Source organism: Leifsonia sp. TF02-11 (genome assembly GCF_017565305.1).
GTDB lineage: Bacteria > Actinomycetota > Actinomycetes > Actinomycetales > Microbacteriaceae > Leifsonia.
Map to the genome: position 1 here is coordinate 281287 of NZ_JAGEKP010000001.1, position 12088 is coordinate 293374.

12 protein-coding genes are annotated in these 12088 nt (G+C 70.4%); 3 read left to right on the forward strand and 9 right to left on the reverse strand.

All coding sequences use genetic code 11. The features are described from left to right. Nucleotides 1–10 precede the first annotated feature (10 nt). Entirely contained in the window at nucleotides 11–619 is a 609-nt protein-coding gene (locus tag JNB50_RS01360) for a YgcG family protein (protein ID WP_208038307.1), read from the reverse strand. A 155-nt stretch (nucleotides 620–774) separates the two neighbouring features. Here JNB50_RS01360 and JNB50_RS01365 point away from each other — a divergent pair, with 155 nt between their 5' ends. Then, complete coding sequence (locus JNB50_RS01365) at nucleotides 775–1554, forward strand: gamma-glutamyl-gamma-aminobutyrate hydrolase family protein (RefSeq protein ID WP_208038308.1); 780 nt, start codon at nucleotides 775–777, stop codon at nucleotides 1552–1554. 498 nt (nucleotides 1555–2052) lie between these two features. Here JNB50_RS01365 and JNB50_RS01370 read toward each other — a convergent pair whose 3' ends face one another. From JNB50_RS01370 to JNB50_RS01405, 8 genes are all read right to left on the reverse strand, one after another. Beyond that, entirely contained in the window at nucleotides 2053–2754 is a 702-nt protein-coding gene (locus JNB50_RS01370; protein WP_307794559.1) for a protein-L-isoaspartate(D-aspartate) O-methyltransferase, read from the reverse strand. Next, nucleotides 2715–3716: an N-acetylglucosamine kinase gene (locus JNB50_RS01375; RefSeq protein WP_208038310.1), complete on the reverse strand. Its 1002-nt coding sequence runs from the start codon at nucleotides 3714–3716 to the stop codon at nucleotides 2715–2717. The genes JNB50_RS01370 and JNB50_RS01375 overlap by 40 nt, the downstream gene beginning before the upstream one ends. After that, a complete protein-coding gene (locus tag JNB50_RS01380) occupies nucleotides 3713–4972 on the reverse strand; it encodes a 6-phospho-beta-glucosidase (protein WP_208038311.1) in 1260 nt (419 codons plus the stop codon). Before JNB50_RS01380 ends, JNB50_RS01375 begins: the two co-directional genes overlap by 4 nt. Before the next feature lie 3 nt (nucleotides 4973–4975). Continuing rightward, nucleotides 4976–5881, reverse strand: coding sequence for a carbohydrate ABC transporter permease (locus tag JNB50_RS01385; protein ID WP_208038312.1), 906 nt, complete (start codon nucleotides 5879–5881; stop codon nucleotides 4976–4978). After that, on the reverse strand, nucleotides 5878–6861 hold the full coding sequence (locus JNB50_RS01390) for a carbohydrate ABC transporter permease (protein WP_208038313.1): 984 nt from the start codon (nucleotides 6859–6861) through the stop codon (nucleotides 5878–5880). Before JNB50_RS01390 ends, JNB50_RS01385 begins: the two co-directional genes overlap by 4 nt. 4 nt (nucleotides 6862–6865) lie before the next feature. Beyond that, complete coding sequence (locus tag JNB50_RS01395; protein ID WP_208038314.1) at nucleotides 6866–8197, reverse strand: ABC transporter substrate-binding protein; 1332 nt, start codon at nucleotides 8195–8197, stop codon at nucleotides 6866–6868. Nucleotides 8198–8266: 69 nt separating this feature from the next. Continuing rightward, on the reverse strand, nucleotides 8267–9430 hold the full coding sequence (locus JNB50_RS01400; RefSeq protein ID WP_208038315.1) for an ROK family transcriptional regulator: 1164 nt from the start codon (nucleotides 9428–9430) through the stop codon (nucleotides 8267–8269). 107 nt (nucleotides 9431–9537) lie between these two features. Beyond that, complete coding sequence (locus JNB50_RS01405) at nucleotides 9538–10533, reverse strand: SDR family oxidoreductase (protein WP_208038316.1); 996 nt, start codon at nucleotides 10531–10533, stop codon at nucleotides 9538–9540. Between the two features lie 163 nt (nucleotides 10534–10696). Here JNB50_RS01405 and JNB50_RS01410 point away from each other — a divergent pair, with 163 nt between their 5' ends. Both JNB50_RS01410 and JNB50_RS01415 read left to right on the forward strand, forming a co-directional pair. Beyond that, on the forward strand, nucleotides 10697–11869 hold the full coding sequence (locus JNB50_RS01410) for a mechanosensitive ion channel domain-containing protein (protein ID WP_307794557.1): 1173 nt from the start codon (nucleotides 10697–10699) through the stop codon (nucleotides 11867–11869). 75 nt (nucleotides 11870–11944) lie between these two features. Then, nucleotides 11945–12088, forward strand: a 144-nt coding sequence (locus tag JNB50_RS01415; RefSeq protein WP_374222233.1) for a transposase, incomplete at its 3' end; no start/stop codon positions are given.

The window sequence follows — 12088 nt, forward strand, 5'->3', positions numbered from 1 at the left end:
GGGGTCGGTGTCATGGTGTCGGGGCCTTCCTGGTCCGTGAGGTCCGTCGTCGGCGGATCAGCAGGAACGCGACCGCCGCGATCGCGACCAGCACGACGACCAGCAGCCACACGAGCCACGGCGCTGGTCCGCCGCCCACGGCGTCGCCGAGTCCGTTGGCTGCGGCGACGGCGGCTTTCGTCCAGTCCTGGGCGTGCAGCGCGGGCACGACCTGGCTTTGCTCGATGGTGGTGAGCTCCTGGTCGCTGACCGGTCCGCTGTCGTCACCGGAGAGGTAATAGGCGCTGCCGTCGGTCTCGGCCGCCAGGAGGTAGTCCGTGGGCCCCAGATCGTTGCGCGCCGCCGTCTCGTTCGCCCAGTCCTCCGCGTCCGTCGGGTTGGTGAAATGGTCGACGAAGACCACGTAGAGCGTGATCTGGTGGTTCTTCTTCAGTGTGGCCGTCGCCGCTTCGATCGTGTCGACATCCGCCTTCGACAGCACGCCGGCCTGGTCGACGACGTGGCCGGGACCCAGCTGGACAGGGTCGGCGGCCTCGGCGGCGGGGGCCGCCAGTGCGATGGGGGCGACGGCGACGCCGACGGCGAGCAGGAACGCGGTCAGGACGCGACGCACAGACATCCACCCACTCTCCCGAGCTCACCTGTCATCCAGCCGAGTCTATTGACCGCCCAGATGCGTGTCACTGTTTCGATCCGCTTCGATCCGCCGTCGCGTGTTGCCGCCTGTTACGCCCCCGGATGCGCGCGGCGGATGCTCCGCCCAGAATGGCTCGTATGCCTCCGGTCTCCCGCACCCTCGCCGTCGTCGAGGCGACGCGCTTCCGCGGGCACGACCCGGAGTACCACGCCTACGTACAGGTGCTGGTCGGCGGGGTCGTCCGCGCGGCGCAGGCCGACGGCTGGACGGTGACCCGGCTCGCCGCCGACGAGGGCACCGACGCGCTGCTGGCCGCGACGCGCCGCGCCGACGCCGCGGTGATCGTGGGAGGCGAGGACATCGCCCCGCGGTTCTATGGAGCTTCGGGAGGCTACCCGCACGAGAGCCTGCACCGCGAGACCGCCGACGCCGCGCAGCTGGCGCTGGTGCACCGGGCGATCGAACGCGGGATGCCGCTCCTCGGGATCTGCCGTGGCCTCCAGATCGTCAACGTCGCGCTCGGCGGCACGCTCGTCCAAGACCTGGGCGACAGCGATCACGTGCGCCGCGGCGTCCCGATCCCGGAGGTGCTGACTACCCACCCCGTGCTGCTCGAGCCGGGCAGCAGGGTCGAGGAACTGCTCGGCGGCCCCGTGGTCACGGTCCGCAGCGCACACCACCAGGCGGTAGGCGCCGTCGGCGACGGCCTCCGCGTGACCGGCCGCGCGCCCGACGGCCACGTCGAGGCGATCGAGCACGAGAGCGCGCCGATCCTCGCCGTCCAGTGGCACCCGGAAGACCCGGGTGCCCCCGCCGGCCAGCTCACCGCGCTCCTCGGCGCGCTGCGCTCGCGCGCCGGCGCCGCCGCCGCGGCTGCTGCCGCGGCTGGCGCCGCTGCCGCTGTCGCGGCGGCTTAGCCCAGCGCCGCGATTTGCGCCGCATGTGGCGCTACGCCCCCTGAACGCCACATCCACCGCAAATCCGTCGCCGCCCGCCCGCACATTCGTCACGAATCCCGACATTCGTGCCACGAATCCCACGATTCGTGACGAATCTCGGCCCTGCCCTCTCGCACCGCCGCGGCGCCGCGTTTGCGCCGAATGCGGCGATAGGCGGCGCGAGACGCGGCATTTGCCGCAACTGCGTCGCCAACGCGCGCGAAGATTCGTGACGAATCCCGACATTCGTGCCACGAATCCCACGATTCGTGACGAATCTCGCCCTAGCCCCCCACGCACCGCCGCGGCGACGCTTTTGCGCCGAATGTGGTGATACGCGGCGCGAGACGCCGCATTCACCGCAAATGTGTCGCCAGCCCGCGCGAAGATTCGTGACGAATGTCGACATTCGTGGCACGAATCTCGAGATTCGTCACGAATCTCGCGGCGCGGCGCGCCGACGCGCGCGGGAGGGCGTCACGCGTGGTCGCGCCAGCCGTCGTGGCCGACGAGCGGGACGAACGTGACGGCGCCGAGGCTGCGCTCGTGGAGGTCGCCGTCGGCGCCGCGCTCGAACACCGTGAGGTGCTGGGCGCCTCCCGGCCGGCCGACCGGCATCACGATCCGCCCCTGCCGCGTCAGCTGCTCCGGCCACGCCCGGGGGAGGGTCGGGCCGGTCGCCGCGGCGACGATCACGTCGTAGGGTGCGCCGTCCGGCCAGCCGAGTGTTCCGTCGCCGGTCACGACGTTCACCCGGTAGCCGAGGGCCTCCAGCGTCGCCGCGGCCGTCACCGCCAGCTCGGGATGGCGTTCGATGCTCACGACGCGGTGACCGAGCTCCGCGGCGACGGCCGCCGCGTAGCCCGACCCGGTCCCGACGTCGAGCACGCTGTCCTCCGGGCCGATCCTGGCCGCCTCGAGCATGAGGGCGACGATGAACGGCTGCGAGATGGTCTGGCCCTCGCCGATCGGCATCGGGTGGTCCTCGTAGGCGTAGCGTTCGGAGCCCTCGGGGACGAACTCGTGTCGCGGCACGCGTCTCATCGCATCGAGGACGCGCTGGTCCTCGATCCCGCGGCGGACGAGCTGCTCCTCGACCATCCGCTCCCGTTCTGCGGCGTACTCCCTGTTCGTAAGGCCTATTGAACCACCGCGGCCTGCCGGTCCTGAAGGCTCGATACGGCGACGTCCAGGGCGTCGGCGGGGGCCCCACCCGCCTCCAGCGCCAGCAGCGCGGCACCGAGGATCGGCGCGGCCGTCACGACGGTGATCCTGGCCAACGGTGCCCGCTCGGCCAGGCCGCGCTCCACCCCGGCCAGCAGCCGTTCGTCGCGCGAGCCGATCACCCCTCCGCCGAGGACGACCGGCACCTCCCTGCCGAGCAGTTCCAGCCGCCGCAGCGTGGTCGCGGCGAGGATCACGATCTCCTCCGCCTGCCGGTCCACGAGAGCCTGCGCGACCGCGTCCCCGGCGCGCGACGCCGCGAGCACGGCGGGGGCGAGGCGCGACAGGTCGCTGTTGGCGATGCGCTCGAAGTGCAGCGCCTCGATGACGTCGGGGATGCCCGCCAGGCCGTACACCTCGGGGATCGCGGCGGCGAGCGTCGTGGCCGGTCCCCGGCCGTCGACCGCCCTGGCCGCGTGCCAGAGCGCCTTCTCGCCCAGGTGCCAGCCGCCGCCCCAGTCGCCGGAGGTCATCCCCAGCGACGCGTAGCGGACGACGGCGCCGTCCGCGCGCACGCCGACGCAGTTGATCCCGGTGCCGCAGACGACCGCGACCGCGTCGGACTCGCTGGTGCCGGCTCGCAGCAGCGCGAACAGGTCGTTGTCGACGACCGCGTCCGCCCAGGCGTAGCCGGCGATCCCCGCGCGGAACTCCGCGATCTCGGCGGGCAGGTCGAGCCCGGAGAGGTAGATGTTGGCGCTCGCGAGCGGCCGCGGGCCTGTCTCGACGAGCAGCCGCTCGATCAGTTCGTCCACGAGGCGGGCGGTCGCCGCCATCCCGATGAGGTGGGGGCTGGAGGTCGTGCCGCGCACGGCCGCCACGAGCGTTCCGTCGAGTTCGAGGGCGACGGCGTCGGTCTTCGATCCTCCGCCGTCGACCGCGATCACGATCGGCGCGCCGCTTGTCGCGTCGGTCATCGTGCCCACGCCAGGTGCTGGTGGTTGCCCGCGATGAGCAGGTCGGTCAGCTTCTCCGCGCGGTCGTACTGCCCGACGAGCGGATGGGCGAGCATCGCCCGCACGACCCGGTCGCGACCGCCGTGGATGGCGGCGTCGAGCGCGAGCCGCTCGTATCCCGCGACGTGCCCGATGAGCCCCGCGAGGTCGTCCGGCAGGGGAGCGACCTGCTGGGCGTGCACGCCGGACGCACCGACCGTGGCAGGGACCTCGATCACGTGGTCGTCTGGCAGGAACGGCAGCGTGCCGTCGTTGCGCAGGTTGACCACCTGCACGTCGCCGCGGTCGCTCGTCAGCGATGCGAGCAGGTCGACCGCCGCCTCCGAGTAGAACGCGCCTCCCCGCTGGGCCAGCTGCGCCGGCTTGGTGTCGACCGACGGGTCCGCGTACAGCTCCAGGAGTTCGCGCTCGACCCGCTGCACGGCCTCCGCCCTGGTCGGGGCGTCGAGCTGCTCGCGCAGCACCTCGTCGTGGGCGTAGTAGTAGCGCAGGTAATAGCTCGGCACGTTCCCGAGCAGCCGGATCAGGGAGGCCGGCAGTTCGATCTCCTCGGCGAGCTGGGGCAGGCGGGAGGCGAGCAGCTCGGGGAGGACGTCGCGTCCGCCGACGGTGACCGACCGCTCCCAGGTCAGGTGGTTGAGGCCGACGTGGCCGAGCCCGACCTCCGCCGGTGCCACGTCGAGCAGCGCGGCGAACCGGCGCTGGAAGCCGATCGCCACGTTGCAGAGCCCGACCGCCCTGTGCCCCTCCTGCAGCAGCGCGCGCGTGACGATGCCGACCGGGTTGGTGAAGTCGACGATCCAGGCGTCCGGCTTGGCGTGCTTGCGGATGACCTCCGCCACGGACAGCACGACGGGGACGGTCCGCAGCGCCTTGGCGAAGCCGCCGGGCCCCGTGGTCTCCTGGCCGATGCAGCCGCACTCGTGCGGGAAGGTCTCGTCGCCGTGCCGGGCGGCCTGGCCGCCGACGCGCAGCTGGATGAGCACGGCGTCGGCGTCGGCGACGCCGGCGACCAGGTCGGAGGTCGGAACGATGCGGCCGGGGTGGCCGGCGGCGCGGAACATGCGCTCGCTGACACCGCCGACCAGCCGGAGCCGCTCCGGATCGGTGTCGACGAGCCAGAGCTCCTCGATCGGCAGCAGCTCGCGCAGCCGCGCGAATCCGTCCACGAGTTCGGGGGTGTAGGTGGATCCTCCGCCTACGACAGCCAGTTTCACGCGTTATCCCTTCACGCCGGTGAGTGTGATGCCCTCCACGAAGACGCGTTGGGCGAAGAAGAAGATGATGACGACGGGGACGGTGACGAGCATCGTCATCGCCATGGTGAGTCCCCAGTCGGTGCCGTGCACGCCGCGGAACGACGCCAGTCCGTAGGCGACCGGCCACGATGCCGGGTTCTCCGAGGTGTAGAGCAGCGGGCCGTAGTAGTCGTTCCACGAGTTGAAGAACATGAAGATCGCCGTCGCCGCGATGCCGGGCTTCGCCATCGGGAGGACGACCCGCCACAGGACGCCGAACTCGCCGTTCCCGTCGATCCGCGCGGCGTCCGAATACTCCGTCGGGATCGTGAGGAAGAACTGGCGCAGCAGGAAGATCGAGAACGCGTCCCCAAGCAGGTTGGGCAGGATCAGCGGCCACAGGGTGCCGGTGAGGCCGAGTTGCGACCACATCACGTAGATCGGGATGGCCGTCACCTGCGGAGGAAGCAGCATGGCCACGATGATCGCCGTGAACAGAATCCCGGATCCGCGGAACCGGATCTTGGCGAGCGCGTACGCGGCGGGCACCGACGAGATCAGCATGAAGGCCGTGGCCAGGATCGCGTACATCGCCGAGTTGGCGAACCACTGGGCGAGGGGCACCGTCGTGAACACGGTGACGTAGTTCTGCCAGACGAACGGCTGCGGCCACAGGGAGGCCGTGAGCGTTTGCGAGCTCGACATCACCGAGGTCAGGAAGACGAACACGACGGGCGAGACGAACAGCACGGCGAGCACGATGAGCACGGCGTGCTCGGCGATCCAGCCGAGGACGCGCCTGGTGCGCAACGAGCGCGGAGTGCGGATCTTCCGCTGCGGAGCGGCGGGGGAGGCCGGCGCTTTCGGGGTGAGGGTAGCGGACGTCATTGCGCGCCTTCCGGGGTGAACGCCTTGAACCGGCGCAGGAGCAGGAGCAGGATGATCGCCGCGACGACGAACAGGAGCACGGCCAGCGCCGAGGCGTAGCCCAGCTGGTACGTCCCGAAGCCGCGGACGTACAGCCACTGCGTGTAGGTGAGCAGGGAGTTGTCGGGGTAGCCGAGGGTGCTGCCGATCCCTTCGCCGACCACGGCTTTGCCGCTGGCGACCGAGGAGGCGACCGCGGCCTCCGTGAAGTACTGGATGGCTGCGATGACGCCGGTGACGGCCGCGAACAGGAGCACGGGCGCGACGCTCGGCAGGGTGACGTAGCGCACCTTCTGAACGCCGTTGGCGCCGTCGAGGGAGGCCGCCTCGTACTGTTCACGCGGCACGTCGAGGAGGGCGGCGAGGAAGATGATCATGATGTCGCCCATCACCCAGATGCCGAGCAGGACGAGCGACGGCTTCGACCACGCCGGGTCGTTGAACCAGAGCGGGCCCTTGATCCCGAACCAGGCCAGCACCTGGTTCACCGGTCCTGTCCCCGGGTTGAAGAGGAACACGAACGCCACGACGCTCGCGACCGGCGGCACGAGGGCCGGCAGGTAGAAGATCGTCCGCCAGACGCCGGAGGCGCGGCGGGCACGGGCGAGGAGCCCGGCGACGACAAGGGCGAAACCGGTTTTCACCGGCACCCAGATCACGACGAACCAGAGCGTGTTGAGCGTCGCGGTCCAGACGTTGGGGTCCTGGGTGAAGAGGTACTCGTAGTTGCGGAGGCCGATCCACTCGGGCGGCGAGATCAGGTCGAACCGGGTGAACGAGTAGTAGACGGAGGCGATGAGCGGGTAGACGAAGAAGATCGCCAGCCCGAGCAGTGCGGGCGCGAGCAGCGCGAGCGTCACCAGATTGCGGCGCCGCCGGTAGCGGGAGGGCCGCGCGGGGCGGGCGGTCGCCCGCCCCGCGCTGTGTGCCGTCGTCGTCACGAGGTCACGGGCCCTTCGAGAGGGCGAGGGCGTCGTTGATCTGCTTGTCGACCGACTTGAGGCCGGCGTCGATGTCGCCGCCCTGGCTCTGGTACTTGTTCCACCAGTCCTGGAAGGTGTTCTGGTAGCCGGCGCCGAGCGGGCTCGCCGGCGTGGTCATGACGTTCTTGTTCGACGAGATGTCGAGGAACGTCTTGAACTGCGGGGAGACCTGCAGGTCGGGGGAGGCGAGCGCGTCCTTCGTGGTCGGGACGTTCTTCAGGCCGTTGGCCAGCTTGACGACCGCTCCCGTGTCGGTGGTGAGGTACTTCAGCAGCGCCCAGGCGAGCTCCGGGTGCTGGGAGCCCTTGGAGATGCCGATGATGTTGCCGGTGATGTAGCCGCCGCCGTACAGGTCGGTGTGGTCGTCGGCCGTCGGGAACGGCGCTGTGCCGTAGTCGAGGTCCTTGGCCTGGTCGGCGATGAAGGCCGTGCGGTACTCGCCGTCCATGTTCATCGCGACCTGGCCGGTCTGGAACGCGTTGTCCGCCGAGAACTCCTGGCCGAGGCCGGAGGTGAAGGCGTTGAGCTTGTCCCAGCCGATCTTGTCGACGTAGGCCTTCTGCCACTCGATGAGCTCCTTCCAGCCGGGGGAGGAGGAGATCGCGCTGGTGCCGTCGGCCTTCAGCCATTCGGCGCCGGCGGCGGGACCGTAGTGGGCGGCCGAGTTCTCGTACCAGCCCATGGTCGGGTTGAAGCCGAGTGACTTGATGGAGCCGTCAGGGTTGAAGGTGGTGAGCTTGTCGGCCATCGACTCCAGCTCGCTCAGCGTCTTGGGCGGCTCGGTGTACCCGGCGGCCTGCAGCAGTTTCTTGTTGTAGTAGAGGCCGTAGACGTCGGCGAGCATCGGCATCGCGCAGCGGTTGCCCTTGAACTCCGTGTACGACTTCACGGTGTCGCTGAACTGGCTCATGTCGACCTTGTCGCGCTCGATCACCTTGTTGAGCGACCGGAAGGCGCCGTTCGAGCAGAAGTTGCCGACGATGTCGGTCGAGTACGAGAGCCCGACGTCGACCTTGCTGCCGGTGGCGATCGCCTTCTGCAGCTTCTCGTCGTCCTGGCCGGAGTGCACGTCGACCTTGACCTTGGGGTACTTCTTCTCGAAGTCGTCGACGACCGACTGGATGACCTTGGCCTCCCGGTCGGAGAAGAAGTGCCAGAACGACACGGTCCCCGACAGGTCTGACGGCGTGCTGTCCTGGAACGACGTTCCGGAGGATCCTCCGGAGCAGCCGGCCAGGGTGAGTGCAGCGGCCGCGGCGACCGCGGCGGCTGCGATGAGGTGACGATGTTTCACGGGTGGTTCCTCACTGATCCTTCTCGTGATTTCAGGTGGACGGTGTGGTGCTGAGGTGTCGGCCGTCACTCAGACGGCGATGCGCGACACTTCGTCGAAGAGCGCCTCGCGCACCTCGCCGAGGAGGTGCTCGCGTGCGCCGCGGAGGACAGGGTTGCTGGGGACGCCGGTGGCGACGACGGCGCGTTCGCCCCAGTCGGCGCGCAGCTCGGCTGTGACGAGCTCGGCGAGCCGGGCGCCGAAGGCGGCTCCGGTGGGGCCGCCGAGCACGACGAGCTCCGGGTCGAGAAGCGCGAGCACAGGCACGACGCCGACCGCGACCCGCTGGGCGAGCTCGGCGACGAGCAGCTCGATCGCCGCCTCGTCGCCGCGCAGGTCGTCGGTCAGGCCGTGGCGTGCCGCCAGTGCGGCGACGGCCGGCCCACCGATCAGGTCTTGGAGGTCGCCGGCGTCCGGGTCGAGACCGGCGGCCGAACGGGGGATCGGGAGGTAGCCGATCTCGCCGGCGCCGCCGGAGGCTCCGCGGTGCACGGCGCCGGTCTGGTCGACGGCGAGGCCGAGGCCGTCGCCCATCCAGAGCAGGGCGAAGCCGGCGGTGTCTGCGCCGGCGCCCTCCGTGCGCTCGGCCACCGCGGCGAGGTTCACGTCGTTGTCGATGAGCACCGCGATGCCGAGGGCGTCCTCGAGCCGGCGGCGGATGCCGCGCTCGGTCCAGCCGGGGAGCGTCTCGATGTAGGTGAGTTCGTCGGTCCGAGGGTCGAGCGCGCCCTGAACGCCGACGCAGACCGCGCGGACCCGCGCCGCGTCGACGTCCGCGGCGGCGCACGCGGCCTCGATCGCGAGGCGGAGGTCGGCCTCCGGGGTGCGGGCGGGCCGGGGAGGCAGGGCGAGCGGGGTCACGGCGATGGGGTGCTCCGCTCCGCCGGCGTCGACGACGGTCGACCGCAGCGACACGGCGTCGATGTCGACCGCGACGCCCAGCATCCGATCGGTGCGCACGGCATAGCCCGCGGCGTTCGGTCCGCGACCGGCGGAGACCTCGCCGACGACGTGGATGAGACCGGCCGTCTCGAGCCGCGACACCATCTGCGCCGCGGTGGGCTTGGAGAGCCCGGAGAGCTCGCCGATGCGGGTGCGCGTGAGCACGCCGTGCTCGAGCAGCAGCGCGAGCGCCGTGCGGTCGTTGGTCTCGCGGAGCCACCCCGGGGTGCCCCGGACGGGTCGGTCGGCCATTGTCATCCCCTCGTCGGAACGATGTCGTGGGCCGAATGTATCAGGAAAGTTTCTTTATAGTAAAGAGGTCGACGAAAACGAGACCGGACCGTGACGCGGAGAGCCGCTCAGACGACCGTGCGCGCGTGCTCCACGAGGCGGTCGAACGCCGCGTCGAGGTCGGGGTCCAGCTGCTGCCGCGACGCGTCCGCCAGGTACCAGTCGACGATCTCGCCCGCGCCGTGGGCGAACGCCACGCGCGCCTCGTACTCCGGCACGAGCGCCTTCACCTTGGCGTTGTCGAAGTGCATGGAGTGTGCTTTGTCTCCCAGCAGGCCGGGGCCGAGGTCGGGGAGGGCTGCGGCGATCGTCTCACTCGCCACGTGCACCAGCTCCGCCTCGACGCCCAGGGCCTCCGCGAGGTAGCAGTAGATCTGGTCCCACGTCGGAGCCTCGTCCGAGGTGATGTGGAAGGAGTCGCCAACGGCCTCCGGACGGCCGAGCAGCCCCACGAACGCGACGGCGAAATCGGTGTTGTGGGTGATCGTCCACCGGCTGGTGCCGTCGCCGTGCACCACCACGGGGGCGCCGCGACGCATCCGCGCGAGATCGGTCCAGTGCCCGGTGGTCGGGATCATGGTGCGGTCGTAGGTGTGGGAGGGGCGCACGATCGTGATCGGGAAGCCGCGGTCGCGGTAGGCCTCCACCAGGAGGTCTTCGCACGCGATCTTGTCGCGGGAGTACTGCCAGAACGGGTTGCGCAGCGGAGTCGACTCGATCACCGGCATCCGCGCGGGCGGCGTCTGGTAGGCGGAGGCCGACGAGATGAAGACGAACTGCCCCACCCGGCCCTCGAACAGGTCGAAGTCGGTGCGGATGTGCTCCGGCGTGAAGGCGAGGAACTCCGCTGCCACGTCGAAGCTGCGCTCACCGAGCACGGCGTGCACGCTCTCGGGGTCGCGGATGTCCGCGTGCAGCACCTCCACACCCTCGGGGAGGGGACGGAGGGCGCTGTTCCCTCGATTGACGACCGTGACCTCGTGGCCCTTGTCGAGGGCCCTGGCGACGCACGCGGAGCTGATGACCCCCGTGCCGCCGATGAAGAGTGTCCGTGTCGCTGTCATGCTCGCTCCTCGCGTCATCGCCGGGTCTCGCCGGAGCCCGAATTCCCCCTGGCCCCAGAAGACTCAGACTAACGCGGTCAGGGCCGTGAGGTTAAGGTCCCGGAAAGCCCCGCGTACAGTGCAGGTCGTCCGATCCAGCCAGCCGGGAAGGAACCGCTCCGACGTGTCCCTGCACAGCCTCCCCTCGCTCGTCATCGCGTGCCTGATCGCGGTCGTCGTCGCCATCGTGGTGACCGCGATCGTCGGTCTGGCTCTGCGGGTGGCAGGGCGCCACCGTGCGTGGCCCGGGCTCCTGGTGCGGCGCGCGCGTGTGCCGTTCCGGTTGCTCCTGGGCGTCGTGGTGCTGTGGATAGCCGTCGCGCTGACGCTCCCGCCGGAGGTGACGCGCGACTGGGTGGAGGTCGTCAACCACACCTTCCTCATCCTCACCATCGCCGCCGGGACGTGGTTCTGCGCGGCGCTGCTCGTCTTCGTCGAGGACCTCGGTCTCGTCCGCTATCGCGTCGATGTTCCGGACAACCGCTACGCCCGGCGGGTCAGGACGCAGGTGCTGGTGCTGCGGAGGCTGACCGTGGTGGCGGCGGTCGTCATCGGGCTGGCCGCGATCCTGCTGACCTTCCCCGTGCTTCAGGCCGCCGGGGCCAGCCTGCTGGCATCGGCGGGGATCATCGGGGTCATCGCCGGGGTCGCGGCGCAGTCCAGCCTGGCCAACCTGTTCGCGGGCATCCAGTTGGCCTTCAGCGACGCGATCCGGATCGACGACGTCGTGGTGGTGGAGCAGCAGTGGGGCACGATCGAAGAGATCACGCTCAGCTACGTGGTGGTGCACATCTGGGACGATCGGCGCCTGGTGCTGCCCTCGACCGCCTTCACGACCAAGCCGTTCGAGAACTGGACGCGCCAGCACAGCGAACTGCTCGGCGCGGTGGAGTTCGACCTCGACTGGCGGGTGTCGCCGTCGGGGATGCGTGCCGAGCTGAACCGCATCCTTGCGGCGACCGATCTGTGGGACGGCCGCACAGGCGTCCTCCAGGTCACGGACGCGACGCAGGGCTGGGTGCGGGTGCGCGTGCTGGTGACCGGCAGGGACGCGCCGACCCTGTTCGACCTCCGCTGCCATGTGCGCGAGCGGCTCATCGACTGGCTGCAGCGCTACTCGGACGCGTCGCTCCCGCGCCAGCGCGTGGAGGTGGTCGATCCTCCCGACCAGCAGGTCCCGAGCGCCCGCGCGCGCAGCGCCGCGGACGGCGAGGGCCGCCTCTTCGGCGGATCCCCCGAGAACGACCAGCGCGCCTCCCAGTTCACCGACGCCATCCCCACCGTCGATCACCCCTAGGGCGTGTTGATTAAGTAGATCGTTGTCCGAATCGGCGAGTCTTGAGGTGTGACGCGCAAGGAGATCGCCGATGACGTGTGGGCCGTGCTGGAGCCGTTGATGCCGGTCCCCACGGGCAGGTCGCGCCCGTGGGCTGATCATCGCCTCGCGGTGGAGGGGATGGCGTGGAAGTACCGCACGGGCTCGCCGTGGCGGGATGTCCCCGACCGGTTCGGGAAG

Coding starts and splice junctions, on each gene's coding strand:
- JNB50_RS01375 (WP_208038310.1), bottom strand. CDS start 3,716: ATGACCGACGCGACAAGCGGCGCGCCGATCGTGATCGCGGTCGACGGC.
- JNB50_RS01400 (WP_208038315.1), bottom strand. CDS start 9,430: ATGGCCGACCGACCCGTCCGGGGCACCCCGGGGTGGCTCCGCGAGACC.
- JNB50_RS01365 (WP_208038308.1), top strand. CDS start 775: ATGCCTCCGGTCTCCCGCACCCTCGCCGTCGTCGAGGCGACGCGCTTC.
- JNB50_RS01360 (WP_208038307.1), bottom strand. CDS start 619: ATGTCTGTGCGTCGCGTCCTGACCGCGTTCCTGCTCGCCGTCGGCGTC.
- JNB50_RS01385 (WP_208038312.1), bottom strand. CDS start 5,881: ATGACGTCCGCTACCCTCACCCCGAAAGCGCCGGCCTCCCCCGCCGCT.
- JNB50_RS01405 (WP_208038316.1), bottom strand. CDS start 10,533: ATGACAGCGACACGGACACTCTTCATCGGCGGCACGGGGGTCATCAGC.